Here is a 26,945-nt window from a genome sequence, read left to right as displayed (position 1 = left end):
GGGGACGGAGGAGACGGGGCTCATGAAGAGGGGGACACCGCTGCCGGTGTCCCCCTCAGGGCCCTTACTCCTCGCGGGCCGCGGTCAGCTGCCGCGCGTGTTCCTGGAGGGAGCGCACGCCCACGTCGCCGCGGGACATCGCTTCGATGCCCTGGACCGCGGCGGCCAGCGCCTGGACCGTGGTCAGGCAGGGCACGGCGCGGGCGACGGCGGCGGTGCGGATGTCGTAGCCGTCCAGGCGGCCGCCGGTGCCGTACGGCGTGTTGACGATCAGGTCGACCTCGCCGTCGTGGATGAGCTGGACGATGGTCTTCTCGCCGTTGGGGCCCTCGCCCTCGCTCTTCTTGCGGACGACGGTGGCGTTGATGCCGTTGCGGCGCAGCACCTCGGCGGTGCCGGAGGTGGCCAGCAGCTCGAAGCCGTGGGCGACCAGCTCCCGCGCCGGGAAGATCATCGCGCGCTTGTCGCGGTTGGCGACGGACACGAAAGCGCGGCCCTTGGTGGGCAGCGCGCCGTACGCGCCGGACTGCGACTTGGCGTACGCCGTGCCGAAGACCGAGTCGATGCCCATGACCTCGCCGGTGGAGCGCATCTCCGGGCCCAGCACGGTGTCCACGCCCTGCCCGGTGACGTCGCGGAACCGCGACCAGGGCATCACGGCCTCCTTGACGGAGATCGGCGAGTCCAGCGGCAGGGTGCCGCCGTCGCCGCTCTTCGGCAGCATGCCCTCGGCGCGCAGCTCGGCGACGGTGGCGCCCAGCGAGATACGGGCGGCGGCCTTGGCCAGCGGCACCGCGGTCGCCTTCGAGGTGAAGGGGACCGTACGGGAGGCGCGCGGGTTGGCCTCCAGCACGTACAGGATGTCGCCGGCCATCGCGAACTGGATGTTGATCAGGCCGCGGACGCCGACGCCCTTGGCGATGGCCTCGGTGGAGGCCCGCAGGCGCTTGATGTCGTAGCCGCCGAGGGTGATGGGCGGCAGCGCGCAGGCGGAGTCGCCGGAGTGGATGCCGGCTTCCTCGATGTGCTCCATGACGCCGCCGAGGTAGAGCTCGTGGCCGTCGTAGAGGGCGTCCACGTCGATCTCGATGGCGTCGTCCAGGAAGCGGTCGATGAGGACCGGGTGCTGGTCGATCAGGCCGGCGTGCCGCTCCAGGTACTCGCCCAGCGACGGCTCGTCGTAGACGATCTCCATGCCGCGGCCGCCGAGGACGTAGGACGGCCGGACCATGACCGGGTAGCCGATCTCGGCGGCGATGCCCTTGGCCTCGGCGAAGGAGTAGGCGGTGCCGTACTTGGGGGCGGGCAGGCCCGCCTCGGTCAGCACCTGGCCGAAGGCGCCGCGCTCCTCGGCGAGGTCGATGGCCTCCGGCGAGGTGCCGACGATCGGTACGCCGTTGTCCTTGAGCGCCTGCGCCAGGCCCAGCGGGGTCTGGCCGCCGAGCTGGACGACGACGCCCGCGACCGGGCCCGCGGCCTGCTCGGCGTGCACGATCTCCAGCACGTCTTCGAGCGTCAGCGGCTCGAAGTACAGGCGGTCGGAGGTGTCGTAGTCGGTGGAGACGGTCTCCGGGTTGCAGTTGACCATGACGGTCTCGTAGCCCGCGTCGGAGAGCGCGAAGGAGGCGTGGACGCAGGAGTAGTCGAACTCGATGCCCTGGCCGATGCGGTTCGGGCCGGAGCCCAGGATGATCACCGCGGGCTTCTCGCGGGGCGCGACCTCGCTCTCCTCGTCGTAGGACGAGTAGAAGTACGGGGTCTTCGCGGCGAACTCGGCGGCGCAGGTGTCGACCGTCTTGTAGACCGGGCGGACGCCGAGCGCGTGCCGGACCTCGCGGACGACGTCCTCGGTCAGGCCGCGGATCGCGGCGATCTGGGCGTCGGAGAAGCCGTGCCGCTTGGCGTACGCCAGGACCTCGGGGCCGAGCTGGTCGGCGGCCGCGATCTCGTCGGCGATCTCCTTGACCAGGAAGAGCTGGTCGACGAACCACGGGTCGATCTTCGTGGCGTCGAAGACCTCCTCCGGGGTGGCGCCGGCCCGGATCGCCTGCATGACGGTGTTGATCCGGCCGTCCGTGGGGATCTCGGCCTTGACCAGCAGCTCCGCCTTGTCGCCCGGGTCGCCGGTGAACTCGAACTGGCTGCCCTTCTTCTCCAGCGAGCGCAGCGCCTTGTTCAGCGCCTCGGTGAAGTTGCGGCCGATGGCCATCGCCTCGCCGACCGACTTCATGGTGGTGGTCAGCCGGGCGTCCGCCGCCGGGAACTTCTCGAAGGCGAAGCGCGGGACCTTGACCACGACGTAGTCGAGGGTCGGCTCGAAGGACGCCGGGGTCTGCTCGGTGATGTCGTTGGGGATCTCGTCGAGCGTGTAGCCGACGGCCAGCCGGGCGGCGATCTTCGCGATCGGGAAGCCGGTGGCCTTGGAGGCGAGCGCCGAGGAGCGCGAGACGCGCGGGTTCATCTCGATGACGATGACCCGGCCGTCGACGGGGTTGACGGCGAACTGGATGTTGCAGCCGCCGGTGTCCACGCCGACCTCGCGGATCACGGCGATGCCGATGTCGCGCAGGGTCTGGTACTCGCGGTCGGTGAGCGTCATCGCCGGGGCGACGGTGATGGAGTCACCGGTGTGCACGCCCATCGGGTCGAAGTTCTCGATGGAGCAGACGACCACGACGTTGTCGTTCTTGTCGCGCATCAGCTCCAGCTCGTACTCCTTCCAGCCCAGGATGGACTCCTCCAGGAGCACCTCGGTGGTCGGCGACAGGGCCAGGCCCTGGCCGGCGATGCGGCGCAGCTCCTCCTCGTCGTGGGCGAAGCCGGAGCCGGCGCCGCCCATGGTGAAGGACGGGCGGACGACGACCGGGTAGCCGCCCAGCTCCTCGACGCCCTTCATGACGTCGTCCATGGAGTGGCAGATGTAGGAGCGCGCGGACTCGCCGTGGCCGATCTTGCGGCGGACCGCCTCGACGACCTCCTTGAACAGGTCGCGGTCCTCGCCCTTGTTGATCGCCTCGACGTTGGCGCCGATCAGCTCGACGCCGTACTGCTCCAGGGTGCCGGACGCGTGCAGCGAGATCGCGGTGTTCAGCGCGGTCTGGCCGCCCAGGGTGGGCAGCAGGGCGTCCGGGCGCTCCTTGGCGATGATCTTCTCGACGAATTCCGGGGTGATCGGCTCGACGTAGGTGGCGTCGGCGATCTCCGGGTCGGTCATGATCGTGGCCGGGTTGGAGTTGACCAGGATGACCCGCAGGCCCTCGGCCTTCAGGACCCGGCACGCCTGGGTGCCGGAGTAGTCGAACTCGGCTGCCTGGCCGATGACGATCGGGCCGGAGCCGATGACCAGGACGGACTGGATATCGGTGCGCTTAGGCACGCTGGCCCTCCATGAGCTGGACGAAGCGGTCGAACAGGTAGGCCGCGTCGTGCGGGCCCGCGGCGGCCTCGGGGTGGTACTGGACGCTGAAGGCCGGCCGGTCGAGGAGCTGGAGCCCCTCCACCACGTTGTCGTTCAGGCAGACGTGGGAGACCTCGGCGCGTCCGTAGGGGGTCTCGGAGACCTTGTCGAGCGGGGCGTCGACGGCGAAGCCGTGGTTGTGCGCGGTGACCTCGACCTTGCCGGTCGTACGGTCCTGCACCGGCTGGTTGATGCCGCGGTGCCCGTACTTCAGCTTGTACGTGCCGAAGCCCAGCGCGCGGCCGAGGATCTGGTTGCCGAAGCAGATGCCGAACAGCGGCGTGCCGCGCTCCAGCACCGCCCGCATGACGGAGACCGGGTGGTCGGCGGTGGCCGGGTCGCCCGGACCGTTGGAGAAGAACACCCCGTCCGGGTTGACGGCGTACACATCCTCGGCGGAGGCGGTGGCGGGCAGCACGTGCACCTCGATGCCGCGCTCGGCCATCCGGTACGGGGTCATGCCCTTGATGCCCAGGTCGACGGCGGCGACCGTGAAGCGCTTGGTGCCCTGCGCGGGAACCACGTACGCCTCCTTGGTGGCGACCTCCGCGGACAGGTCGGCGCCCTTCATCTGCGGGGCCGACTGCACCTTGGCCAGCAGCGCCGCCTCGTCGGCGAGGCCGGAGCCGGCCGGGCCGTCGAGCGCCGGGCCCGAGAAGATGCCGACCCGCATCGCGCCGCGCTCGCGCAGGTGGCGGGTGAGCGCGCGGGTGTCGATGCCGCTGATGCCGACGACGCCCTGGGCGGCCAGCTCGTCGTCGAGGGTGCGGGCCGAGCGCCAGTTGGACGGGGTGCGGGCGGGGTCGCGTACGACGAAGCCGGAGACCCAGATGCGGGCGGACTCCGGGTCCTCGTCGTTGACGCCCGTGTTGCCGATGTGCGGGGCGGTCATGACGACCACCTGGCGGTGGTACGAGGGGTCGGTCAGGGTCTCCTGGTAGCCGGTCATGCCGGTGGAGAACACCGCTTCGCCGAAGGTCTCCCCCACGGCCCCGTAAGCACGGCCGCGGAAGGAGCGGCCGTCCTCCAGGACGAGTATGGCGGGAGACGCCGCCCTCCTCTTCGAGGCGTTCCCCTGGATGGAGGTCGTCATCGTGCGCCTTCCGTTTCGGTGGTCTTGCTGTTCTTGCTGGTCAGGTCGGTCAGGGCGGTGACCCAGGCGGTGTGCTCGGCGGCCTGGTCGGACCGGAAGCCGGAGTCCAGCTCCCGGTCGCCGTGCGCCCAGGTGATCACCAGCAGGCCGCCCTCGGGCAGGACCTTGCCGGCGATGCCCTTGTCCAGGCGGGCGCCGCGCAGCGCGGCGGCCGGGACGAAGAAGTCCTCGGCGCCGGGCCGTACGACGTGCACGCCGACGTCGGTCAGGGTCAGCTCGGCGCGGCTGCGGGTGCCCAGACCGCGCGCGACGACGCGGTCCAGCCACTGCCCGGCGGTGGTGGAGCCGTGGTAGCGGCCGGTCATCGTCAGCCGCGGCTCGCCGGCGTCCTCGGGGGCGGCGGGCAGCTCGGGCAGGTCGCCCTGGAGGGTGCCGCGCCACTTCCAGCCCTCGCGCATCAGCCAGTAGAGGAGCGCGACGAACAGGAGCAGTCCGACGACCCAGCCGATCCGGGCCGCCCAGTCGGTGACCTCGGCGGACTTCTGCTCGGCTGCCAGTTGGATGATGGAAGATGTCACGCCAGATTCCCGTCCACGACCGTTGCCCGGCCCCGCAGGAAGGTGTGGGTCACGCGACCCGGCAGCTCACGGCCCTCGTAGGGCGTGTTGCGGCTGCGGGAGGCGAAGCCCGCGGGGTCCACGGGTCCACGGTATGCCGGATCGACCAGCGTGAGGTTGGCGGGCTCGCCAGGCGAGACGGGGCGGCCGTGGCTCTTGAGACGGCCGATCTCCGCGGGGCGGAAGGACATCCGGTCGGCGACGCCGGCCCAGTCGAGCAGGCCGGTGTCGACCATCGTGTGCTGGACGACGGACAGCGCCGTCTCCAGGCCGACCATGCCCATGGCGGCCGCGCCCCACTCGCAGTCCTTGTCCTCGTGCGGGTGCGGGGCGTGGTCGGTGGCGACGCAGTCGATGGTGCCGTCGGCCAGCGCCTCGCGCAGCGCGAGCACGTCGGCCTCCGTACGCAGCGGCGGGTTCACCTTGTAGACGGGGTTGTAGGACCGTACGAGCTCGTCGGTCAGCAGCAGGTGGTGCGGGGTGACCTCGGCGGTGACGTTCCAGCCCTTGGACTTGGCCCAGCGGACGATCTCGACGGAGCCCGCGGTGGACAGATGGCAGATGTGCACCCGCGAACCGACGTGCGCGGCGAGCAGCACGTCCCGCGCGATGATCGACTCCTCGGCCACCGCGGGCCAGCCGGCCAGGCCCAGCTCGGCGGAGACGATGCCCTCGTTCATCTGGGCGCCGGCGGTCAGCCGCGGCTCCTGGGCGTGCTGGGCGATCACGCCGTCGAACGCCTTCACGTACTCCAGCGCGCGCCGCATGATCACCGCGTCGTCCACGCACTTGCCGTCGTCGGAGAAGACCCGTACGCCCGCGGCGGAGTCGTGCATGGCGCCCAGCTCGGCGAGCTTCTTGCCCTCCAGGCCCACGGTCACCGCACCGACCGGCTGCACGTCGCAGTAGCCGGACTCCTTGCCCAGGCGCCACACCTGCTCGACCACGCCGGCGGTGTCCGCGACGGGGAAGGTGTTGGCCATGGCGTGTACGGCGGTGAACCCGCCGACGGCGGCGGCCTTGGTGCCGGTCAGGACCGTCTCGGAGTCCTCACGGCCCGGCTCGCGCAGGTGGGTGTGCAGGTCGACCAGGCCGGGCAGCAGGATCCGGCCCGCGGCCTCGACGACGGTGGCGTCCTCGGTGCCGGTCAGGTCGTTGCCGACGGCGGTGATCACACCGTCGGTGATCAGGACGTCCTGCGCCTCGCCGCCCAGGATCTTCGCCCCGCGGATCAGGGTCTTGCTCATTACTTGCTCTCCTCGGTGCGGGTGCCGGTGGGGGCGGTGGTGGTGACGGCGGGCTCGTTGCCGCCCAGCAGCAGGTACAGGACGGCCATGCGGATGCTGACACCGTTGGCCACCTGCTCGACGGCGGTGCAGCGCGGCGAGTCGGCGACCTCGGCGGTGATCTCCATGCCGCGGTTCATCGGGCCGGGGTGCATCACGATCGCGTGGTCGGGCATCCGGGCCATCCGGTCGCCGTCGAGGCCGTAGCGCCGGGCGTACTCCCGCTCGGTGGGGAAGAAGGCGGCGTTCATCCGCTCGCGCTGGACGCGCAGCATCATGACCGCGTCGGACTTGGTCAGCACCGCGTCGAGGTCGTAGCTGACCTCGCAGGGCCACCGCTCGACGCCGATCGGCACCAGGGTGGGCGGCGCGACCAGCGTCACCTCGGCGCCCAGCGTGGTCAGCAGGTGGACGTTGGAGCGGGCCACCCGGCTGTGCAGGATGTCGCCGACGATGGTGATGTGGCGCCCCGAGAGGTCCTGGCCTGCGCCGTCGGTCAGGTGGCGGCGCATGGTGAAGGCGTCCAGGAGGGCCTGGGTGGGGTGCTCGTGCGTACCGTCACCGGCGTTGACGACCGAGCCGCCGATCCAGCCGGAGGTGGCCAGGCGGTGCGGGGCGCCGGAGTCGCCGTGCCGGATGACGACGGCGTCCGCGCCCATCGCCTCCAGGGTCAGGGCGGTGTCCTTCAGGGACTCGCCCTTGGAGACGGACGAGCCCTTGGCGGAGAAGTTGATGACGTCCGCGGACAGCCGCTTCGCGGCGGCCTCGAAGGAGATGCGGGTGCGCGTGGAGTCCTCGAAGAAGAGGTTGACGACGGTGCGTCCGCGCAGCGTGGGGAGTTTCTTGATCGGCCGGTCCGCCACCCGGGCCATCTCCTCGGCGGTGTCGAGGATCAGGACGGCATCGTCGCGGGTGAGGTCGGCGGCCGAGATGAGATGACGCTTCATCCGGTTTTCTCCGTGATTGATGGAGGTGTACGGGTATGTCCGACGAGCAGGCAGGGGCACGGGCCCGGCGGCACCGGGTCCGTACGGGGGTGTGCTACTGCTCGCCGGCCGGGGCGGCCGGCTTCACGCCGAGCAGCACGGCGTCCCGGCCGTCCTCCTCGGTGAGCTGGACCTTGACCGTCTCCCGCAGCGACGTGGGGAGGTTCTTGCCCACATAGTCGGCGCGGATCGGCAGCTCGCGGTGGCCGCGGTCGACCAGGACGGCGAGCTGCACGGCACGCGGGCGGCCGATGTCGTTCAGAGCGTCGAGGGCGGCACGGATCGTACGGCCGGAGAAGAGCACGTCGTCGACGAGGAGGACCACCCGGCCCTCGATGCCGTCACCGGGGATCTCGGTGCGGGCGAGCGCGCGGGCCGGGCCCAGGCGCAGGTCGTCGCGGTACATGGTGATGTCGAGCGAGCCGACCGGGACCGGGCGGCCGGTGATCTCTTCGAGCTTGGCGGCCAGCCGGCGGGCGAGGAAGACGCCGCGGGTGGGGATGCCGAGGAGCACCACGTCGTCGGCGCCCTTGGCGCGTTCGACGATCTCGTGGGCGATGCGGGTGAGCATGCGCGTGATGTCCGGTCCTTCGAGGACCGGACGCGCAGCGTTGGAGCTGGGGGCGTCCATGACGAACGGACCTCCTTCTCCGCCTCACAGGACGGACTTTAAAGGACGTCGGAATTACGCCGTCCACGGTATCAGCACCCGCGGCGGGGTCCGACAACACCCCTTCGGGACCACCGTGTGACTCATTCGGCTTGACGATGCCGAATTACGCTGCGTAACCTCACAGTGAGTTACCAGCGCGCGGCCGCGCCGCACGCCTACACAGCGTCCGGGGAGCTTTATGTCCAGCGAATACGCCAAACAGCTCGGGGCCAAGCTCCGCGCCATCCGCACCCAGCAGGGCCTCTCTCTCCACGGTGTCGAGGAGAAGTCCCAGGGCCGCTGGAAGGCCGTGGTGGTGGGCTCGTACGAGCGCGGCGACCGTGCCGTGACCGTGCAGCGCCTGGCCGAGCTGGCCGACTTCTACGGCGTGCCGGTGCAGGAACTGCTGCCGGGCACGACCCCGGGCGGTGCCGCCGAGCCGCCGCCGAAGCTGGTCCTGGACCTGGAGCGGCTGGCCCACGTCCCCGCCGAGAAGGCCGGCCCGCTGCAGCGCTACGCCGCCACGATCCAGAGCCAGCGCGGCGACTACAACGGCAAGGTCCTCTCGATCCGCCAGGACGACCTGCGCACCCTCGCGGTGATCTACGACCAGTCGCCCTCCGTGCTGACCGAGCAGCTCATCAGCTGGGGCGTGCTGGACGCCGACGCGCGCCGCGCGGTGCAGCACGAGGACATCTGACCGTACCGGCGTCACCTGCAGAAACGTACCGCCGCTCCGGAGGCTTCCGGGCGGCGGTTTTCTGTGTCCCGCCACCCCCGGGGCGAAGGGGGTGTGCGAAGGGCCCGGAGCGTCCCGCTCCGGGCCCTTTCACGATCCACCGCTGCCTTACCGCGCCTCGCGCCGCAGGCTCGGCTTCAGTTCCTTCAGACGGGCGAGGAGGCCGTTGACGAAGGCCGGCGACTCGTCCGTGGAGAATTCCTTGGCCAGCTGTACCGCTTCGTCGATGGCCACGGCGTCCGGGGTCTCGTCCTCCCAGATCAGCTCGTAGGCGCCGAGCCGCAGGACGTTGCGGTCCACCGTCGGCATCCGGTCCAGCGTCCAGCCGACGGAGTAGGTGGCGAGCAGTTCGTCGATGCGCTCGACGTGCTCCGCGTACCCCTCGACCAGTTGCAGGGTGTACTCGTTGACCGGCGGCTGCCGCGGGTCGGTCCGGGCGTGACGCATCCAGTCCGCCAGCACGGACTGCACGTCGGCACCGCGCTGGTCGGCCTCGAAGAGGATCTGGAAGGCTCGCTTGCGGGCCTTGTTGCGGGCGGCCACGGTTAGCTGTTCACCCGGCCGAGGTACTCACCGGAGCGGGTGTCGACCTTGATCTTCTCGCCGGTCGTGATGAACAGCGGGACCTGGATCTCGTAGCCGGTCTCCAGGGTGGCGGGCTTGGTGCCGCCGGTGGAGCGGTCGCCCTGGACGCCGGGCTCGGTCTCCTTGATGGTCAGCTCGACCGCGGCCGGCAGCTCGACGTAGAGCACCTGGCCCTCGTTCTGCGCCACGACCGCCTCGAAGCCTTCGAGCAGGAAGTTGGCGGCCTCACCGACGGTCTTGCGGTCGATGTGCAGCTGGTCGTAGGTGTCCATGTCCATGAAGACGAAGTAGTCGCCGTCCATGTACGAGAACTGCATGCCGCGCTTGTCGACGTTGGCCGTCTCGACCTTCACACCGGCGTTGAAGGTCTTGTCCACCACCTTGCCGGACAGCACGTTCTTGAGCTTGGTGCGGACGAAGGCCGGGCCCTTGCCGGGCTTGACGTGCTGGAACTCGACGACGGACCAGAGCTGGCCGCCTTCGAGCTTGAGCACCATGCCGTTCTTGAGGTCGTTCGTGGATGCCACGGTTGCGGAATCTCCTGGACTGCAGGTGGTGGGGACCCGGAAGACGCACGCTCCGAGCCCGTCAAGGCTCAGAGGGCGAGCAGCTCCTTGGTCGTGATCGTGAGTAGCTCGGGCCCGCCGTCCGCCTCGGGGCGGACGACGAGTGTGTCGTCGATCCGGACGCCGCCGCGGCCCGGGATATGAACCCCTGGATCGACGGTGACCGGCACGCAAGCGTCCAGTTTACCCATGGCCGCAGGTGACAGCCGAGGGTCCTCGTCGATTTCCAGGCCCACACCGTGTCCGGTACCCGGCCCGAGCCGCTCCCCGTGCCCCGCGCCGACCAGCACCTGACGCGCCGCGCGGTCCACCTCACGGCACTCCACACCGGGCGCCAGCGCCTCCCGCCCGGCCCGCTGGGCTGCGAAAACGAGGTCGTACAGCTCGATCTGCCAGTCCGCCGGCGTGGTGCCGATGACGAATGTACGGCCGATCTCGCAGCGGTAACCCCGGTAGTTCGCACCCAGGTTGACGGAGAGGAAGTCGCCCTCCTCGACGCGCCGGTCGGTGGGCGGATGTCCGGGGCGGCCGGCGTTCGGGCCGGTGCCGACCGAGGTGGGGAAGGCGGGGCCGTCCGCGCCGTGGTCCACCAGGCGGCGCTCCAGCTCCAGGGCCAGGTGCCGTTCCGTACGGCCCACCAGAATCGACTCCAGCAACTCGCCGAGGGCCTGGTCGGTGATCTCGGCTGCGATCCGCAGACAGGAGATCTCCTCGTCGTCCTTGACGACCCGCTGCGCCTCGACGGCGCGGGCCAGGTCGGCGAGCCGCAGGCGCGGGGCGACCTGGGCGAGCGCGCGGTGCCGGGCGACGGTCAGATGGTGCTCCTCGACGGCGAGCGTACCGGCCCCGGCCCGCGCGGCCTCGTCGGCGGCGGCCACGACCGGATCGCCGTCCCGGGTCGGCAGCTCCGAGACCCGCAGGTCCTCCGCCGGACGCCCCTCCGACGGGTCCCCGCTCAGCGGCCCCGCGGTCAGCAGCAGGTCGTCGGCCGGGCCGAGCAGCAGGGCCGCGCCGGGCGGCGCGCACCCGGTGAGGTAGCGGACGTTGGCGGGACGCGAGATCAGCGCCGCGGCGCTTCCGGCGGCGACGCAGCGGTCGCGCACCCGCGTACGCCGGGCCGAGTACAGCTCGGACATGCACCGAGCGTACGGTCCCCGGTCTCCCCCGGCCGGTCGGGCGGGTCCGGCCGGGGGATCACGGGGGTGCTGCCGGCCGGGCGGGCGGAAGGCGGCGGCCCTACAGGGCAAATCGAACGTGATCGTTCCCCCGGCGGGGGGATACCCGGAGGGGGCGGCGGGAACCGTGGGGAGCCGGCGGAATTCGGGGCCTGGCGGGTGCGAGGGGCGCGGGCGGCGCGCTCCGTACGGGCGTCGGGGGTCACGCCCGTACGGGTGTGGGGGGCGGCGCGCCCCGTATGGGTGCGGGGGGCAGCACGCCCCGTACGGGTGCGGGGGCGCAGGGCCGGGGACGGCGCCCCCGTACAGCAAGGCTCTGGCCCGCCTTTCGCCCCGCTCCTCCTGCCGGCCCCTGCCCTCCCCGCCTCCGGCTACCAGCTGGGCGGGCTGGCGATACTCCGGGCCACCACATCATCCAGCAGACGCGCCGTGGTCGGCACATCCTGCGCGGAGTTGTCGATGATCGGCAGGCCGGAGCCGTACCAGCCCGCCATCCGGCCGTGTATCCGGGCGACCTCTTCGTCGGACAGGCGGCGGTTGCCCGTGCGGCGGGCGTTGCGCTCCAGGACTATTTCCAGGCCGGGGAGCAGCACGATCGGCAGCAGGCCGGGGCCCACATGGCGTTTCCAGCCGCCGAGGCCGATGACCGGGCGGTCCGGGAAGACGGCGTCGTCCAGGATGCAGGAGATGCCGTTGGCGAGGAAGTTGCGGGCGGCGAAGCCGCAGGTGCGGCGGGCGAGGCGGTACTGCGCCTCGGAGTGGTCGTTCCAGCCGGTCTGCGGGTCGGCGAAGCCGGACCGTACCCATTCGCGCACGTCGTCGAGGCTGATGTGCGCGGTGGGCACCCGGCGGGTGTCGGCCCAGTGCCGGGCGACGCTGGTCTTGCCGGCCCCGGCCGGGCCGATGAGCAGCACCGCGACGGCGGCGTGCGCGGCGTCCGGCGCGGAGGCTCCGGTGGGTGGGCTGGGCAGCGCCACGGGCGCGCCGGGCGGCAGCTGTACGTGCCCGGTGGCCTCGGCAGGGGGCGGCGCGGTCGGCGCGCCGTGCGGCGGGGCGGTGGGCGGCGGGGCCGTGGGCCAGCCCTGCGCGGGCGGTGCGGCCGGCGGCTGCTGCGGTGGTACGGGGTGGCCCGGGGTCCAGCTCATCGCGGCCACGGGGCCCGGCACCGGTCCGTGAGGCGGTGGCAGCGGCGCCCCCACTGCGTGCTGCATCCGGTGGCTCTCCGTCTCGTGCGGTCGATCTCGTGGGCCGCCCGCGGTGCACGGTGTTCGCCGTACGGGCGGGGCTGTCGTCCGTACGGCGCTCGGGTGCGCGCCGGGCGTCCGGCCCGGGTGGGCCGATTGGTTGTCCGGCGAACGGTACCCGCAGAAGGTGACCGCAGTCCTCCCCCGGCGGGGCGGCCGACGGGCCCGGCCGTCGCCGGGGCGACGGCCGGGAGCGGCGCGGGGTGCGCGGGGTGCGGCGGTCAGCCGGTGGGTTCGGCGGCCAGCGCGCGCAGCGCGAGTTCGTACGAGCCGATGCCGAAGCCCGCCACCGTACCGCTGGCGACCGCCGCGATCACCGAGGTGTGGCGGAACTCCTCGCGGGCGTACGGGTTGGAGATGTGCACCTCGATGAGCGGGGCGGTCCGCTGGGCGGCGGCGTCCCGCATCGCGTACGAGTAGTGGGTGAACGCGCCGGGGTTGATGACCACCGGGATCGAGCCGTCCGCCGCCTCGTGCAGCCAGCGGATCATCTCGCCCTCGTCGTTGGTCTCCCGGACCTCCGCCTCGAACCCCAGCTCCTTGCCGAGCGCGGTGCAGCGTTCGACCAGTCCGGCGTAGGACGTGGAGCCGTACACGTCGGGCTCGCGGGAGCCCAGGCGGCCGAGGTTGGGCCCGTTGAGGACCAGGACGCGCCTCATGCGGCGATCTCCGCGTGCGCGGCGAGCAGCATCGCCGGGTCGGGGCCCTCCAGGACGGTGGGCTTGGCCAGGCCGTCCAGGACGATGAAGCGCAGCCGGTCGCCGCGCGACTTCTTGTCGACCTTCATCGTCTCCAGCAGCTTGGGCCACTGGTCGCCGCGGTAGGTCAGCGGCAGGCCCACCGACGCCAGTACGGCGCGGTGCCGGTCGGCGGTCGCGTCGTCCAGGCGCCCGGCGATGCGGCCCAGTTCGGCGGCGAAGACCATGCCGACGGAGACCGCGGCGCCGTGCCGCCAGTTGTAGCGCTCGTTCTTCTCGATGGCGTGGCCGAGAGTGTGACCGTAGTTGAGGATCTCGCGCAGCCCGGATTCCTTCAGGTCCGCGGAGACCACCTCGGCCTTGACCCGGATGGCCCGCTCGATCAGCTCGGTGGTGTGCGGGCCGTCGGGGCGCTTGGCGCCCTCGGGGTCGGACTCGATCAGCTCCAGGATGGCCGGGTCGGCGATGAAGCCCGCCTTGATGACCTCGGCGAGACCGGAGACGTAGTCGTGGACCGGGAGGGAGTCCAGCGCGGCCAGGTCGCACAGCACACCGGCCGGCGGGTGGAAGGCGCCGACGAGGTTCTTGCCCTCGGCGGTGTTGATGCCGGTCTTGCCGCCGACCGCGGCGTCCACCATGCCGAGCACGGTGGTCGGTACGGCGATCCAGCGCACGCCGCGCAGCCACGTCGCGGCGACGAAGCCCGCCACGTCCGTGGTGGCACCGCCGCCGACGCCGACGATCACGTCGGTGCGGGTGAAGCCGGTCTGGCCCAGCGCCTTCCAGCAGTAGGCCGCGACCTCGGCGGTCTTGGCCTCCTCCGCGTTGGGCAGTTGGACGGCGATGGCCTCGTATCCCTGGCCGGCCAGGTCCTCGCGCAGCGCCTCGCCGGTGGCGGCCAGCGCCTCCGGGTGCAGCACGGCGACCCGCTGGGCCTTCTCGCCGATCAGGCCCGGCAGCTCGCCCAGCAGTTGCCGGCCGACCAGGACCTCGTACGGGTCGGTGCCCGCGGTGCCGCCGACCTGGATTCGGGTGGGCTGCTCCGTCACGGGTGTTCCTCTCTCCCGGGCGTGCCGGGCGCCGCGGCGTCCGCCGTCCGCGCTCCGGCCTCCGGGGGTGTCTGTAGCTGCAATGCGTCCAGTACGGCGTCGGCGACCTCTTCGGGCGTGCGGCCGTCCGTGGCGACCACGGCGCGCGCGACTTCCGTGTACAGCGGGCGGCGCGCCTCCATCAGCTCGCGCCAGCGCTGCCGCGGGTTGACGGCGAGCAGCGGGCGGGGCGCGTCGAGGCCCACGCGCCGTACGGCGTCGGCCAGTTGGACGTCCAGGAAGACGACGGGCAGGCCGGCCAGCAGGGCGCGGGTGCCGTCGTCCATGACCGCGCCGCCGCCGAGCGAGAGCACGCCGGGGTGGGTCTCGACCGCGGCCCGTACGGCCTGCCGCTCCAGTTCGCGGAAGTGCGGCTCGCCCTGGTCGATGAAGATCTCCGGGATCGGCTTGCCCGCGCCCGCCTCGATGTCCGCGTCGGTGTCGCGGTAGCCGGCGCCGAGCCGTTCGGCCAGCAGGGCCCCGACGGTGGACTTCCCCGCGCCCGGGGGGCCCACCAGCACCACGAGCGGCGGCGTCACTTGATCGCCAGGCTGTCGAGGAAGGACCGCACGTTGCGGCGGGTCTCCGGCACGCTGTCGCCGCCGAACTTCTCCGCCACCGCGTCGGCGAGCACCAGCGCGACCATCGCCTCCGCGACGATGCCGGCCGCGGGGACCGCGCACACGTCGGAGCGCTGGTGGTGGGCCTGGGTCGCCTCGCCGGTGGTCACGTCGACGGTGGCCAGGGCGCGCGGCACGGTCGCGATCGGCTTCATCGCGGCCCGTACGCGCAGCAGCTCACCGGTGGTCAGACCGCCCTCGGTGCCGCCGGAGCGGCCCGTGGTGCGGCGGATTCCCTCGTCGGTGGAGACGATCTCGTCGTGCGCCTGGGAGCCGGGCACCCGGGCCAGGCCGAAGCCGTCGCCGACCTCGACGCCCTTGATCGCCTGGATGCCCATGAGGGCACCGGCCAGCCGCGCGTCCAGCCGCCGGTCCCAGTGCACGTGCGAGCCCAGGCCGACGGGCACGCCGTACGCCAGCACCTCGACCACGCCGCCGAGGGTGTCGCCGTCCTTGTGGGCCTGGTCGATCTCGGCGACCATCGCCGCGCTCGCCCCCGGGTCCAGGCAGCGCACCGGGTCGGCGTCCAGCCGCTCCACGTCCGAGGGCTTGGGAACCACGCCGTACGGGGCCTTGGCAGCGGCCAGCTCGACCACGTGCGAGACGATCTCGATGCCGGCCGTCTCCTTGAGGTAGGAGCGGGCGACCGTGCCGAGCGCGACACGCGCCGCGGTCTCGCGGGCGGAGGCGCGCTCCAGGACCGGGCGGGCCTCGTCGAAACCGTACTTCTGCATGCCGGCCAGGTCGGCGTGGCCGGGGCGGGGGCGGGTCAGCGGGGCGTTACGGGCCAGTTCGGCCAGCTCGGCGGGGTCGACCGGGTCGGCCGCCATGACCTTTTCCCACTTGGGCCACTCGGTGTTGCCCACCATGACCGCGACGGGCGAGCCGAGGGTGAGCCCGTGCCGGACACCGCCGAGGAAGGTGACCTCGTCGCGCTCGAACTTCATGCGGGCACCGCGGCCATAGCCGAGCCGGCGACGGGCCAGGGCGTCCGCCACCATGTCCGTGGTGATCGGGACGCCGGCCGGGAGGCCCTCCAGCGTCGCCACGAGTGCGGGGCCGTGCGACTCCCCCGCCGTCAGCCAGCGCAACCTGCTCAACGATGCTCCTCATGTCCTGCTACTGCGCGAACAGTCTTCCCCTGATCCTCCCACGTCCGCCCCGGCGGACCGCTCCCCGTCCAGGAAGCGGACCGGCGGTGGACACACCGGGCGGGTCACCGTCCGCCGAGCGCCGCCTCCCCCGCCGCGCGCATCGCCGCCAGCGGGGCCGGGGAGCGGCCGGTCATCTGCTCCACCTGCAGTACGGCCTGGTGGACGAGGAGGTCCAGGCCGCCCACGACCGCGCCGCCGCGGGTGCTCCAGGCCGCGGCCAGGGCGGTCGGCCACGGCTCGTACAGCACGTCGAAGAGGGTGCCGGGCCGCTCCGGCACGGCGGCGGCCAGCGCGTCGGTGGTTCCGGCCGGGGTGGTGGCGATGACCAGCGGCGCATCGAAGGCCGCGGCCGCCTTCGACCAGTCGGCCGTACGCACGGTGACGCCCAGCCGTTCGCCCCAGCCGCGCATCTCCGCGGCCCGCGCCTCGCTGCGTACGTACGCGGTCACCTCGCCCGTGCAGATCCGGGACAGCGCGGCGAGCGCGGAGGAGGCGGTGGCGCCGGCGCCCAGCACGGCCGCGCCTTCGACCTCGTGGACACCGCGCTCGCGCAGCGCGGCCAGCATGCCGGGGATGTCGGTGTTGTCGCCGGTGCGCCGCCCGTCCTCGGTGAAGACGACGGTGTTCACGGCCTCGACGGAGGCGGCGGTGTCACTGATCGCGTCCAGCAGCGGGATCACCGCCCGCTTGAGCGGCATGGTCAGGGACAGGCCCGCCCATGTGCCGTCCAGCCGCTCCATGAAGCCGGGCAGTGCGGCCTCGTCGATCTCGTGGCGGCCGTACTCCCAGTCGGCCAGGCCCAGTTCGGCATAGGCGGCCCGGTGCAGCACCGGGGACAGGGAGTGGGCGATGGGCGACCCGAGGACCGCCGCCCGGCGGCGGACCTGGACTTCACTGGACATGGTGCTCCTCAGCTCGGACCCGCGAAACGATAGACGAACCGTCCCGCGGCGGCCGGGGCGCCCCGGGCCGGCCGCCGCCCCGCGGCGGCCGGACACCGGGGCCTACGACTGGCGCTTGCGCTTGTTGAACTCCTGGACCAGTTTCTCGTGGTCCTTGAGGTTGGTCGTGAAGTCCGTCTTCTTCCCGTCGATGGAGATGAAGAACAGCCACTTGGCGCTCTGGTCCGGGTCGATCGACGCCTTCAGCGCGTCCTCGCCGGGGTTGCCGATCGGTCCCGGCGGCAGGCCCTTGTAGAAGTACGTGTTGTACGGGTCGTCGTAGTTGCGGATCTCGCGCGTACCGATGTCGATCTTGCTCTGGTTCTTCAGGTAGTTGTACGTCGAGTCGAATTCGAGCTTCTGATTGGTGACCGTGTTGCTCGTCGCGAGCCGGTTGTAGACGACCGCGGCCATCTTGCGGAAGTCGTCGTGGGTGATGCCCTCGGCCTGGGTGAGGCTGGCGACCGTGATGAGGTCCAGCGGCGACTTGAGGCCGAACTTCTTAGCGTTCTCCTCCAGGTCGTACTTGGCGTACTCCCGGTTGGCCCGCGCCACCATCTCCCTGAGGACCTCGGCCGGCTTGGCCTTGCCGCTGACGCTGTACGTGGAGGGGTAGAGGAAGCCCTCCAGCGGGTCCTTGATCTTCGGATTGCTGTTCGCCCAGGAGGGCAGCCCCAGGTTCTTGGCCTCGGAGCGCGCCACGTCCTTGGTCGTACCGGGGTTCAGGTGCAGCTTCTTGTCGATCAGGTCGTAGACGGCGCCGTTGCGCAGGCCCTCGCGGACGGTGAGGCCGTTGCGGCTCTTGGGGTCCAGCATCAGCTTGACCGCGGACGCCGCCGACATCTGCTTGCGCAGCGAGTAGGCGCCGGCCTGGAGCCGCTTGCCCTGGCCGTTCTCGTTCGCCGCCTCGGTGAAGGCGTCGGCGCTCTTGACCACGCCCGCGCTCTTGAGGATCAGGCCCATCTTCATGATGGAGGTGTCCGGCGGGATCTGGACCTGTACGTCCCCGCTGCCCTCGCCCTCGTAGTCGGGGGCCGGGCCGAAGTGGCTCATCAGGAAGTCGTAGCCGAAGTAGGCGACCGCGCCGCCGCCGACGAGGAAGACGCCTGCGACGACCAGGCAGGCCGTACGGCTGCGCTTCTTGCCCTTCTTGCCGCCCTTGCCGCGGCGCTCCCGGCCGGCCCGGCGCTCCTCGCGCGGGTCGTCGTCATCGTCGTCGCCGTCCGGGTCGTCCTTGAAGAACGAGTGCGCCGGGTCCCGGACCTGCTCGTCCTGCTCGGGTCCGGGAGCGGCCCGGAAGTCGTCGCCGGGCGGGGAGGGGTGCGGGGGCTGGCGCAGCTGCTCCGGGCGCACTGCCTCGAACTGCGCCGTCTGGCCGACCTGCTCGCCCTGCTCGCCCTGGCCCTGCGGGTCGTGCTGCCCGCCCTGCTGCCGGCGCAGGTGCTGCGGCTGCGGCGGCGGGTACGCGTCCTGGGTGCCGTAGTAGTCGGGGCTCTGGCCGCTGTACGGGTCGACGGGCGGCTGCTGGCCGTACGGGTCGTACGGGGCACCGCCCTGGGAGGCGTCCCAGCCGCCGTTGTACTGCTGCTGGGCCGGATACGGGCCGGACAGCTCATCCCACTGGGGCTGCTGCTGGCCGTGGGGGTGCTGCCCCTGGTGCCGCTGGCCCTGAGGGTGCTGCCCTTGGTGCTGCTGGCCGTGCGGCTGCTGACCGTAGTGCTGCTGCTGGCCGCCCTGCGGCTGGCCTCCGTAGGCGGCCTGCTGCTGGTGCGGGTCGCCGTACTGCCCTTCGTAGGAACCCTGCTGGGGCCGTTGCGGCCGGCCTCCGTATCGACCCTGGTCTCCGTAGAGAGGGTCGTCCGGATGCCACGGTTCGGAGCCGTAGCCCCGGCCATACTCAGTCATCGATCCCCTAGAGCCGCGAGGCGGTGCGCTCCTGGGTGGCAGCGCCTGCGGTACCGACCGCCTCTTTCTGCACGTGCGGTTGTTCGATCCGCCGCGACGTCGCGCGGAACGTTACCGTACCGCGATCAGATGACCACTTCGACGCTCTCGCCGGGTGGGTGACCGGACACCCGTTCGGTCTCCAGTGCACTCTGGAGAATGACCACCGCAGCGGCCTGATCCACCACGGAGCGGCCCTTCTTGCTGCGCACCCCGGAGGCCCGCAGGCCCTGCGTGGCTGTGACGGTTGTCATGCGCTCATCGACCAGGCGTACCGCCACCGGAGCGATCCCCCGCGCCATCTCCTGCGCGAAGGCCCGCACCTTGGCCGCGGCCGGCCCCTCTCCCCCGTTCAGGGAGCGGGGCAGGCCGACGACGACCTCGATGGGCTCGTACTCCTCGACGATCGCCTTCAGGCGCCGGTGCGCGGCCGGGACGTCCCGGCCCGGCACCGTCTCCACGGGGGTCGCGAGGACCCCGTCGGGGTCGCACGAGGCGACCCCGATCCGGGCGTCACCGACGTCGATGGCGAGGCGCCTGCCGCGCCGCATCTCACTCACGCGCTCAGGCCGCCTCGGCCACGAGGCGCTCGACGGCCTCGATGGCCTCGGGCACCGCGGCGGCGTTCTGGCCGCCGCCCTGGGCCACGTCCGGCTTGCCGCCGCCACCGCCGCCGAGCGTCTTGGCGGCCGTACGGACCAGGTCACCGGCCTTGATGCCGCGCTCGCGGGCGGCCTCGTTGGTGGCGATCACGGTCAGCGGGCGGCCGTTGGCCACGGTGAACAGGGCGACCACGGCCGGGCGGTCGCCCGGGATGCGGCCGCGCACGTCCAGCACCAGCTTGCGCAGGTCGTCGGCGGAGGTGCCGTCGGCGACCTGGGCGGCGGCCAGCGCGACGCCCCGTACGTCCTTGGCCTCCTGGGCCAGCCCGGCGGCGGCCTGGAGGACCTTCTCGGCGCGGTAGCGCTCGATCTCCTTCTCGGCCTCCTTGAGCTTGGCCAGCACGCCGGAGATCTTCTCGGGCAGCTCCTCGGGGCGGCCCTTGACCAGCTCGGTCAGCTGCGAGACGACGGTGTGCTCACGGGCGAGGAAGTTGTACGCGTCCACGCCGACCAGGGCCTCCACGCGGCGTACGCCGGAGCCGATGGAGGACTCGCCGAGCAGCTTGACCAGGCCCAGCTGGGCGGTGTTGGCCACGTGGGTGCCGCCGCACAGCTCCTTGGAGAAGTCGCCGATGGTCACCACGCGCACCCGGTCGCCGTACTTCTCGCCGAACTCGGCGATGGCGCCCTGCTTCTTGGCGTCCTCCATGCTCATGACCTCGGCCTGGACGTCCAGTTCGCGGGAGAGCACCTCGTTGATGCGCTGCTCCACGTCGGTCAGGACCGTGCCGGGCACGGCGGCCGGCGAGCCGAAGTCGAAGCGGAAGCGGCCCGGGGAGTTCTCCGAACCGGCCTGGGCGGCCGTGGGGCCGAGCGCGTCGCGCAGCGCCTGGTGGGTCAGGTGGGTGGCGCTGTGGGCGCGGGCGATGGCCCGGCGGCGCTTGACGTCGATGGTGGCGTACGCGGGCGAGCCGACCACGACCTCGCCGACCTGGACGACGCCCTTGTGCACCGTGACGCCGGGCACCGGCTGCTGCACGTCGCGGACCTCGACGACGGCGCCGGACTCCAGCTTGATCCGGCCGGTGTCGGCGAGCTGGCCGCCGCCCTCGGCGTAGAAGGGGGTGCGGTCCAGGACGACCTCGACCTCGTCGCCCTCCTGGGCCGCGGGGGCCGACACGCCGTTGGCCAGCAGGCCGACGACGGAGGACTCGCCCTCGGTGTGGGTGTAGCCGGTGAAGACGGTGGAGCCGGAGCGGTCGGCCACCTCGCGGTAGGCGGACAGGTCGGCGTGGCCGTGCTTCTTGGCCTGGGCGTCGGCCTTGGCGCGCTCCCGCTGCTCCTTCATCAGCCGGCGGAAGCCGTTCTCGTCCACCGAAAGGCCCTGTTCGGCGGCCATTTCGAGGGTGAGGTCGATGGGGAAGCCCCAGGTGTCGTGGAGCAGGAACGCCTTGTCGCCGGGGAGCACCGTGCTGCCGGCGGCCTTGGTCTCGGTGACGGCGGTGTCGAGGATGTTGGTGCCGGCCTTGAGCGTCTTGAGGAAGGCGGCCTCCTCGGCGAGCGCGACCGTCTCGATGCGCTTGCGGTCCTCCAGAAGCTCCGGGTACTGCTGGCCCATCGTCTTGATGACCACGTCCAGCAGGTCGGCGACGACCGGGCCGGTGGCGCCGAGCAGGCGCATGTTGCGGATGGCGCGGCGCATGATGCGGCGCAGCACATAGCCGCGGCCCTCGTTGCCGGGGGTGACGCCGTCGCCGATGAGCATGGTGGACGTACGCATGTGGTCGGCGACCACGCGCAGCGACACGTCGGTGTCGGCGGCGGCGCCGTAGCTCACGCCGGTCAGGTCGCCGGCCTTGTCGATGACGACGCGCAGCGTGTCGGTCTCGTACATGTTGCGGACGCCCTGGAGGATCATCGCCAGGCGTTCCAGGCCGAGGCCGGTGTCGATGTTCTTGCTCGGCAGTTCACCGAGGATCTCGAAGTCCTCCTTGCCGGTGCCCGCGCCGCGCTCGTACTGCATGAAGACCAGGTTCCAGATCTCCACGTACCGCTCGTCGTTGACGGCCGGGCCGCCCTCGACGCCGAATTCCGGGCCGCGGTCGTAGTTGATCTCGGAGCACGGGCCGCAGGGGCCCGGGACGCCCATGGACCAGTAGTTCTCCTTCTTGCCCAGGCGCTGGATGCGCTCCTTGGGCACCCCGACGACCTCGTGCCAGATGCGCTCGGCCTCGTCGTCGTCCAGGTAGACGGTGATCCAGAGCTTCTCCGGGTCCAGGCCGTAGCCGCCGTCGTCCTGCGAGCTGGTCAGCAGCTCCCAGGCGTACTTGATGGCGCCTTCCTTGAAGTAGTCGCCGAAGGAGAAGTTGCCGCACATCTGGAAGAACGTGCCGTGCCGGGTGGTCTTGCCGACCTCTTCGATGTCCGGCGTGCGCACGCACTTCTGGACGCTGGTGGCGCGCGGCCACGGCGGCTTGACCTCGCCGAGGAAGTACGGCTTGAAGGGCACCATGCCCGCGGGGACCAGCAGCAGCGTCGGGTCGTCCGCGATGAGCGACGCCGACGGCACGACGGTGTGCCCGCGCTCCTCGAAGAAGCGCAGCCAGCGGCGGCGGATTTCAGCCGACTCCATCAGTGGTCCTCTTTTCCGGTCGGTCCGGTCGGGCCGGGGGTAATCGTTCGGTGCTGCGTGATCTGGTACTGCGGCGTTTCGAGTGCGGCGCGGGAGCGCGCGGCGGGCAGCTCGCGTGCGTCGCCCCGGTCCGTCAGGCCCAGGGCTTCGTACAGCTGCCCCTCACGGTCCGACATTCCCGTGCGTACGTCCACTGCAAATTGGCGCAGCCGGTGTCCGGTCTCGACGGCCTTGTCGGCGGCCTGCGCCGCGAGGCTGTCGGGCTGGAGCTTGCGCAGCTTGCGGTTGACCTTGGTGGTGGCCCACACCCCGGCGGCGGCGCCGGTGGTGAACCAGAATGCGCGGCGGAACATCGCGGCGATCAGTCCTTGGAGCGACGGTTGCGGCGCCCGCCGCGGCGGGCGGCGGGCAGGGTACGGCCGACGACGGTGCGCTTCGGCTCGGGCGGTGCGCCCTTCCTGCCGATCGCGCGGCGCACGCCGTAGCCGAACGCCGCGACCTTGACCAGGGGTCCGCCGAACGCGGAGGAGACGGTCGAGGAGAGCGCGGAGGCGTTGGCGGTGACCTCCTGGACGTCGGAGGCGATGGCGTCGACCCGGGCGAGCTGGGTGTGCGCGGAGCGGACGGTCGCGGACGCGTCGGCCAGCAGCGGTACGGCCTGCTCGGACACCTCGGCGACCATCCTGGTCGTCGCCTTGAGCGTCTGTGCGAGCCTCACCAGCACGAGGGCGAGGAAGGACACGAGGATCGCCCAGAAGACGGCCACGAGGATCCCGGCCACCTCTCCACCGGTCACGTTGGCACCACTCTCCGACTGATTCTGTTCCGGTTGCGTCCTGCTCGAACGGCAGGTCCCGAGCCTATCGCGCCGCGGGCGCGCGCCCGTACCGCCTTCCCCGTGCGGCGCGGGGCCCACCGCCGGGCGATTGTACGGTCCGCACACCTACGAGTACGCTCCGTGTCCCATGCGACGCTCCCTGCCCCGTCCTTCCTCCGCGCGCCTGCGGGTGCCCGGCAATCTGCCCGCGGAGCTGACCCGGTTCATCGGCCGCGACGGCGAACTCGCCGCGCTGGCCGGGCATCTGGATTCCGCCCGGCTGGTGACGCTCACCGGGGTCGGCGGCGTGGGGAAGTCCCGGCTCGCCAGGCACGCTGCCACGATCTTGCAGGATCGCTTCTGCGATGGGGTGTGGCTGGCCGAACTGGCCCCGCTGCGCCACGGGCACCTGCTGGACCACGCGGTCGCCGAGGCGCTGGGCCTCGCCGACCACACCGGACGGCCGCCGCGCGCCGCGCTGCGCGACCACCTCGCGGGCCGCGACCTGCTGCTCGTCCTGGACGGCTACGAGCACCTGGTCGACGACTGCGCCGACCTCGCCGCCGACCTGCTGCGGCGCGCGCCCGGCCTGCGCGTACTGGCCGCGGGCCGGCGCCCGCTCGGCCTGCCCGGCGAGCAGAACCTGCCGCTGCCCCCGATGGACGGCCCGGACGCGGCGGACCTGTTCCACGACCGGGCCGCGGCCGTGGTCCCCGGCTTCACCACGGACGCGTCGGGCGAGGCCGCCGTCGCCGAACTGTGCCGCCGCCTGGACGGCATCCCGCTCGCGCTCGAACTGGCCGCCGGGCGGCTGCGGGCCCTGTCGGTGGAACAGGTGCTGGCCCGGCTCGACGACCGCTTCCGGCTGCTGACCGGCGGCTACCCCGGCACCCGCGCGGGCCTCTCGCCCCCGCGGGGCGCGGCCGAGTGCCGCCACCGGACGCTGCGGACGGCCATCGGCTGGAGCCACGAGCTGTGCACGCCCGCCGAGCGCCTGCTGTGGGCACGGCTGTCGGTCTTCGCCGGACAGTTCGACCTGGACGCGGCCGAGTACGTCTGCTCGGGCCCGGACCTGCCCGCGGACGAGCTGGTCGACGTGCTCGGGGAACTGGTGGCCCAGTCGGTCGTCGTACGGGAGGAGACCCCGGCGGGCGTGCGCCACCGGATGCTGGACACCGTCCGGGAGTACGGGGCGGGCTGGCTGGACGCGGCGGGCGACGCCGAGCGGCTGCGCCGGCGGCACCGCGACTGGTACGTGGGCCTGGCGACCTGGTGCGAGCTGGACTGGTTCAGCCCGCGGCAGGCCGAGGTGGCCGCCCGTATCGAGTGCGAACTGCCGAATCTGCGGGTCGCGCTGGAATACAGCCTCGACAGCACCGGGGACGCGCACCTGGGCCAGTACCTGGCGGGCACGCTGTGGTTCTACTGGGTGGGGTGCGGGCGGCTCTCGGAAGGGCGGCACTGGCTCGACCGCTCCCTGGAGCTGGAGGGCGACCACGACGACGCCCGGCTGAAGGCGCTGTGGGTGGCCGGGTACGTGGCGGTGCTCCAGGGCGACGTGGTCGGCGCGACGATCGCCCTCCAGGAGTGCCGCGAGGGCGCGGAGCGCACCGACAACGCCACCGCCGCCGCGTACGCCCTGCACCGCACCGGCTGTCTGGCGCTGGTCCGCGACGACATGCCCCGCGCCGAGCGGCTGCTGCGCGACGCGCTCGGCCGCTACCGGGAGATCGGCGAGCTCAACAGCAACGTGCTGATGGGACAGGTCGAGCTGGCGATGGCGGTGGCGTTCCAGGGCGACCTCGGACAGGCGGTGCGGCTGTGCGAGGACGTACGGCAGGTCTGCGACGACCACGGGGAGCGGTGGACCCTGGCATACGCGCTGTACGTACTGGGCTACGCGGCCTGGAGCCGTGACGATGCGGCGCGGGCCCGTGCCCTGCTGACCGAGTGCCTGGCCATCGACCACGCCTTCCACGACCTGCTGGGCGCGGTGCTGGCCATCGAGCTGCTGGCGCTGGTCACGCTCGGCGAGGGCGATCCGGCGGAGGCGGCGCTGCTCCAGGGGGCCGCCGGGCGGATCTGGCCCTCGGTGGGGCTGCCGCTGTTCGGCTCGCACCATTTCAACCAGCCGCACCGGCTGTGCGAGGAGCGGGCGCGGGAGGCGCTGGGGGCCGAGCGGTACGGGCACTGTCTGCGGGAAGGCGCCCTGCTCGACCTGGACGCGACGGCCGCCCGGATCCTCGGCGGTGACGCGTCGTCCCGGCCGGACGGTCCCGTCTTGGGTCCGCGCTCCGGTACGGGACCGGAACCGCCCCCGGAAACGGACGAACCCGCCGCCTCCCCGTCCGCGAACGGCGGGGAGACGGCGGGCTGAGCACGCGGCCGGCCGCGCGCGGGGCGCGCGGCCGTGCGGTGACTACGCCTGGATCAGCGGGCGTAGTACTCGACGACGAGCTGCTCGTCGCAGATCACCGGGATCTCCTTGCGCTGCGGGTCACGGTCCAGGCGGAAGGCCAGGGCCTTGAGGTTGACCTGCAGGTAGCGGGGGGTCTCGCCCTCGGGGGCGTAGCCACCCTCACGCGCGACCTGGAAGGGGTGCTTCTCGCGGCTGCGCTCGCGGACCATCACGACGTCGTCGGGACGGACGCGGAAGGACGGCTTGTCGACCTTGCGGTCGTTGACCGCGATGTGGCCGTGGACGACCATCTGACGGGCCTGGTAGATCGTCCGGGCGATGCCCGAACGCAGGACGAGCGCGTCCAGACGGCGCTCAAGCTCGATGATCAGCGCTTCGCCTGTCTTGCCTTCGACCTTCCGAGCGCGGTCGTAGGCGCGCACCATCTGACGCTCGCTGATGTCGTACTGAGCGCGCAGACGCTGCTTCTCCAGCAGACGGACCTTGTAGTCACTGTTCTGCTTGCGGCCACGGCCGTGCTCGCCGGGCGGGTAGGGACGGGCCTCGAAGTACTTGACGGCCTTCGGCGTCAGCGCGATGCCGAGCGCGCGCGACTTCTTGACCTTGGGACGCGACTGGTTCACGTGGAACAGACCTCCGTGTAAGTTAGGTTAGGCTTACCTTACTGCGAGGAGAACGCATGTTTCGACCTGGGATCCCCCTCCCCGGTGCTGGTCAGAGCACTGGGATGGGTCAGCCGCGTCCCGTGGAAGACGCCCAGCAACCTACCGCCGCCGAGCGCGTACGAACCCTCGTCGAGTCCAATGGTATGGCCTCGCTCGGCATCCCCGGAATCGAGGACCCCGACGACGCCGGACTCTCCGCACCAGTATGCCGTACGGTCACCGGTGCCGGTGACGTGCTCCTGCTGGTTCCCGGGGACTCCGCGGCCGCCCGGGCCGCCGCACACGCCCAGGACGACGACCTCACCGCCGTGATGGAGATCACCGACGTGGCACCCGTCTCGGTGCCGCACCGCATCCGCGGCCGGGCCTGGATCGCCGGCTGGCTCACCCCCGTACGCAACGACGAGCGCGCCCGCGCCGCGATGCTGCTCGCCGAGCGGCACCCCGTCGGCGAACTGCTCGGCATCGGCGAGGCCCTCCAGCCGGACCCGGCGCCGGGCATGTTCGGGCGGCCCGCCTGGATGATGCTGCGCATGGAGGTCGGCGAGGCCGCCGTGGACGACCTGTGGGGCGCGCAGTCCGTGGAACCGGAGGAGTTCGCCGCGGCCGAGCCGGACCCGCTGGCGGCCCACGAGGCGGAACTGCTCCAGCACCTCCACTCGGCCCACAGCGACCAGGTACGCGGCCTGTGCACCCTGCTCGGCGAGCGCTCCCGGCGCGCCTGGGACTTCCGCGACCGCGCCGTACCGGTGGCCCTGGACCGCTTCGGCCTGCGCGTCCGCTTCACCGACGCCGCCCACCGCTCCTTCGACGCCCGCTTCGACTTCCCGACCCCGGTCCGGGACGTCTCGGAACTGCGCCGCGCGATGCACACGCTGTTCGACGCGGCGGCTTCCGGGTGAACCGTAGATCCGCCATCGCCGGACGGGCTCGGTTCGCCTCGAGCCCGTGCGCCGCCAGCCCGT

The 26,945-nt window shown here is 72.1% G+C and carries 24 protein-coding genes; 3 read left to right on the top strand and 21 right to left on the bottom strand.

Features of this window, described 5'->3' with window-relative positions:
* Positions 1-64 precede the first annotated feature (64 nt).
* The 6 genes from carB to pyrR all read right to left on the bottom strand — a co-directional run bounded on the left by carB (position 65) and on the right by pyrR (position 8,070).
* A complete protein-coding gene (gene carB / locus CP984_RS34210; RefSeq protein ID WP_003982720.1) occupies positions 65-3,376 on the bottom strand; it encodes a carbamoyl-phosphate synthase large subunit in 3,312 nt (1,103 codons plus the stop codon).
* A complete protein-coding gene (carA, locus tag CP984_RS34205) occupies positions 3,369-4,550 on the bottom strand; it encodes a glutamine-hydrolyzing carbamoyl-phosphate synthase small subunit (RefSeq protein WP_003982721.1) in 1,182 nt (393 codons plus the stop codon). Before carA ends, carB begins: the two co-directional genes overlap by 8 nt.
* Complete coding sequence (locus CP984_RS34200; protein WP_003982722.1) at positions 4,547-5,128, bottom strand: PH-like domain-containing protein; 582 nt, start codon at positions 5,126-5,128, stop codon at positions 4,547-4,549. Before CP984_RS34200 ends, carA begins: the two co-directional genes overlap by 4 nt.
* On the bottom strand, positions 5,125-6,414 hold the full coding sequence (locus tag CP984_RS34195; RefSeq protein ID WP_003982723.1) for a dihydroorotase: 1,290 nt from the start codon (positions 6,412-6,414) through the stop codon (positions 5,125-5,127). Before CP984_RS34195 ends, CP984_RS34200 begins: the two co-directional genes overlap by 4 nt.
* Positions 6,414-7,400 carry an aspartate carbamoyltransferase catalytic subunit gene (locus CP984_RS34190; protein ID WP_003982724.1) on the bottom strand — a complete coding sequence of 329 codons (987 nt, stop codon included), beginning with the start codon at positions 7,398-7,400 and terminating at the stop codon, positions 6,414-6,416. Before CP984_RS34190 ends, CP984_RS34195 begins: the two co-directional genes overlap by 1 nt.
* A 94-nt stretch (positions 7,401-7,494) precedes the next feature.
* Entirely contained in the window at positions 7,495-8,070 is a 576-nt protein-coding gene (gene pyrR, locus CP984_RS34185) for a bifunctional pyr operon transcriptional regulator/uracil phosphoribosyltransferase PyrR (protein WP_003982725.1), read from the bottom strand.
* Between the two features lie 220 nt (positions 8,071-8,290).
* Here pyrR and bldD point away from each other — a divergent pair, with 220 nt between their 5' ends.
* Positions 8,291-8,791, top strand: a complete 501-nt coding sequence (gene bldD, locus CP984_RS34180; protein ID WP_003982726.1) for a transcriptional regulator BldD — start codon at positions 8,291-8,293, stop codon at positions 8,789-8,791.
* A 147-nt stretch (positions 8,792-8,938) separates the two neighbouring features.
* Here bldD and nusB read toward each other — a convergent pair whose 3' ends face one another.
* From nusB to CP984_RS34100, 14 genes are all read right to left on the bottom strand, one after another.
* Positions 8,939-9,373, bottom strand: a complete 435-nt coding sequence (gene nusB / locus CP984_RS34175) for a transcription antitermination factor NusB (RefSeq protein ID WP_003982727.1) — start codon at positions 9,371-9,373, stop codon at positions 8,939-8,941.
* Positions 9,374-9,375: 2 nt separating this feature from the next.
* On the bottom strand, positions 9,376-9,942 hold the full coding sequence (efp, locus tag CP984_RS34170; RefSeq protein ID WP_003982728.1) for an elongation factor P: 567 nt from the start codon (positions 9,940-9,942) through the stop codon (positions 9,376-9,378).
* A gap of 68 nt (positions 9,943-10,010) precedes the next feature.
* On the bottom strand, positions 10,011-11,117 hold the full coding sequence (locus CP984_RS34165; protein WP_003982729.1) for an aminopeptidase P family protein: 1,107 nt from the start codon (positions 11,115-11,117) through the stop codon (positions 10,011-10,013).
* A 410-nt stretch (positions 11,118-11,527) separates the two neighbouring features.
* Positions 11,528-12,367 (bottom strand): Pro-rich N-terminal domain-containing protein, encoded by an 840-nt coding sequence (locus CP984_RS34155; RefSeq protein WP_030178041.1) that lies wholly within the window; start codon positions 12,365-12,367, stop codon positions 11,528-11,530.
* A 254-nt stretch (positions 12,368-12,621) separates the two neighbouring features.
* Positions 12,622-13,059, bottom strand: a complete 438-nt coding sequence (gene aroQ / locus CP984_RS34150) for a type II 3-dehydroquinate dehydratase (protein ID WP_003984694.1) — start codon at positions 13,057-13,059, stop codon at positions 12,622-12,624.
* On the bottom strand, positions 13,056-14,147 hold the full coding sequence (aroB, locus tag CP984_RS34145) for a 3-dehydroquinate synthase (protein WP_003984693.1): 1,092 nt from the start codon (positions 14,145-14,147) through the stop codon (positions 13,056-13,058). The genes aroQ and aroB overlap by 4 nt, the downstream gene beginning before the upstream one ends.
* Entirely contained in the window at positions 14,144-14,725 is a 582-nt protein-coding gene (locus tag CP984_RS34140) for a shikimate kinase (RefSeq protein WP_003984692.1), read from the bottom strand. The genes aroB and CP984_RS34140 overlap by 4 nt, the downstream gene beginning before the upstream one ends.
* On the bottom strand, positions 14,722-15,906 hold the full coding sequence (gene aroC / locus CP984_RS34135; RefSeq protein WP_003984691.1) for a chorismate synthase: 1,185 nt from the start codon (positions 15,904-15,906) through the stop codon (positions 14,722-14,724). Before aroC ends, CP984_RS34140 begins: the two co-directional genes overlap by 4 nt.
* A gap of 116 nt (positions 15,907-16,022) precedes the next feature.
* Positions 16,023-16,862, bottom strand: coding sequence for a shikimate dehydrogenase (locus CP984_RS34130; protein ID WP_003984690.1), 840 nt, complete (start codon positions 16,860-16,862; stop codon positions 16,023-16,025).
* Between the two features lie 102 nt (positions 16,863-16,964).
* Positions 16,965-18,806, bottom strand: a complete 1,842-nt coding sequence (mltG, locus tag CP984_RS34125) for an endolytic transglycosylase MltG (RefSeq protein ID WP_003984689.1) — start codon at positions 18,804-18,806, stop codon at positions 16,965-16,967.
* A gap of 125 nt (positions 18,807-18,931) precedes the next feature.
* The gene (gene ruvX, locus CP984_RS34115; RefSeq protein ID WP_003984688.1) at positions 18,932-19,396 is read right to left on the bottom strand and encodes a Holliday junction resolvase RuvX; all 465 of its coding nucleotides are present in this window, start codon (positions 19,394-19,396) and stop codon (positions 18,932-18,934) included.
* Between the two features lie 13 nt (positions 19,397-19,409).
* Positions 19,410-22,079, bottom strand: coding sequence for an alanine--tRNA ligase (gene alaS / locus CP984_RS34110; protein WP_003984687.1), 2,670 nt, complete (start codon positions 22,077-22,079; stop codon positions 19,410-19,412).
* Positions 22,079-22,432 (bottom strand): DUF6167 family protein, encoded by a 354-nt coding sequence (locus tag CP984_RS34105; protein ID WP_003984686.1) that lies wholly within the window; start codon positions 22,430-22,432, stop codon positions 22,079-22,081. Before CP984_RS34105 ends, alaS begins: the two co-directional genes overlap by 1 nt.
* Positions 22,433-22,440: 8 nt before the next feature.
* Positions 22,441-22,875, bottom strand: a complete 435-nt coding sequence (locus CP984_RS34100; protein ID WP_030178044.1) for a DUF948 domain-containing protein — start codon at positions 22,873-22,875, stop codon at positions 22,441-22,443.
* A 169-nt stretch (positions 22,876-23,044) separates the two neighbouring features.
* On the opposite strand from CP984_RS34100, the gene CP984_RS34095 reads away from it, so the two are divergent.
* On the top strand, positions 23,045-25,273 hold the full coding sequence (locus tag CP984_RS34095) for an ATP-binding protein (protein ID WP_003984684.1): 2,229 nt from the start codon (positions 23,045-23,047) through the stop codon (positions 25,271-25,273).
* Positions 25,274-25,326: 53 nt separating this feature from the next.
* On the opposite strand, the gene rpsD is transcribed toward CP984_RS34095, so the two are convergent.
* Complete coding sequence (rpsD, locus tag CP984_RS34090) at positions 25,327-25,938, bottom strand: 30S ribosomal protein S4 (protein ID WP_003984683.1); 612 nt, start codon at positions 25,936-25,938, stop codon at positions 25,327-25,329.
* 185 nt (positions 25,939-26,123) lie between these two features.
* Between rpsD and CP984_RS34085 the strand changes: the two genes are divergently transcribed.
* Positions 26,124-26,882 (top strand): DUF2470 domain-containing protein, encoded by a 759-nt coding sequence (locus CP984_RS34085; protein WP_003984682.1) that lies wholly within the window; start codon positions 26,124-26,126, stop codon positions 26,880-26,882.
* Positions 26,883-26,945: the final 63 nt, after the last annotated feature.

It is taken from the genome of Streptomyces rimosus (assembly GCF_008704655.1).
GTDB classification, from domain to species: Bacteria; Actinomycetota; Actinomycetes; order Streptomycetales; family Streptomycetaceae; genus Streptomyces; species Streptomyces rimosus.
The sequence above is the reverse complement of the archived record's forward strand: the minus strand, read 5'-3'. Positions and strand labels throughout refer to the sequence as shown.

Bases quoted from the DNA above. Each gene is read 5' to 3' on its own strand.
- carA (WP_003982721.1), bottom strand. From the start codon at position 4,550: ATGACGACCTCCATCCAGGGGAACGCCTCGAAGAGGAGGGCGGCGTCT.
- CP984_RS34195 (WP_003982723.1), bottom strand. From the start codon at position 6,414: ATGAGCAAGACCCTGATCCGCGGGGCGAAGATCCTGGGCGGCGAGGCG.
- CP984_RS34190 (WP_003982724.1), bottom strand. From the start codon at position 7,400: ATGAAGCGTCATCTCATCTCGGCCGCCGACCTCACCCGCGACGATGCC.
- pyrR (WP_003982725.1), bottom strand. From the start codon at position 8,070: ATGGACGCCCCCAGCTCCAACGCTGCGCGTCCGGTCCTCGAAGGACCG.
- bldD (WP_003982726.1), top strand. From the start codon at position 8,291: ATGTCCAGCGAATACGCCAAACAGCTCGGGGCCAAGCTCCGCGCCATC.
- CP984_RS34165 (WP_003982729.1), bottom strand. From the start codon at position 11,117: ATGTCCGAGCTGTACTCGGCCCGGCGTACGCGGGTGCGCGACCGCTGC.
- CP984_RS34155 (WP_030178041.1), bottom strand. From the start codon at position 12,367: ATGCAGCACGCAGTGGGGGCGCCGCTGCCACCGCCTCACGGACCGGTG.
- aroQ (WP_003984694.1), bottom strand. From the start codon at position 13,059: ATGAGGCGCGTCCTGGTCCTCAACGGGCCCAACCTCGGCCGCCTGGGC.
- CP984_RS34130 (WP_003984690.1), bottom strand. From the start codon at position 16,862: ATGTCCAGTGAAGTCCAGGTCCGCCGCCGGGCGGCGGTCCTCGGGTCG.
- mltG (WP_003984689.1), bottom strand. From the start codon at position 18,806: ATGACTGAGTATGGCCGGGGCTACGGCTCCGAACCGTGGCATCCGGAC.
- ruvX (WP_003984688.1), bottom strand. From the start codon at position 19,396: ATGCGGCGCGGCAGGCGCCTCGCCATCGACGTCGGTGACGCCCGGATC.
- alaS (WP_003984687.1), bottom strand. From the start codon at position 22,079: ATGGAGTCGGCTGAAATCCGCCGCCGCTGGCTGCGCTTCTTCGAGGAG.
- CP984_RS34105 (WP_003984686.1), bottom strand. From the start codon at position 22,432: ATGTTCCGCCGCGCATTCTGGTTCACCACCGGCGCCGCCGCCGGGGTG.
- CP984_RS34095 (WP_003984684.1), top strand. From the start codon at position 23,045: ATGCGACGCTCCCTGCCCCGTCCTTCCTCCGCGCGCCTGCGGGTGCCC.
- CP984_RS34085 (WP_003984682.1), top strand. From the start codon at position 26,124: ATGGCCTCGCTCGGCATCCCCGGAATCGAGGACCCCGACGACGCCGGA.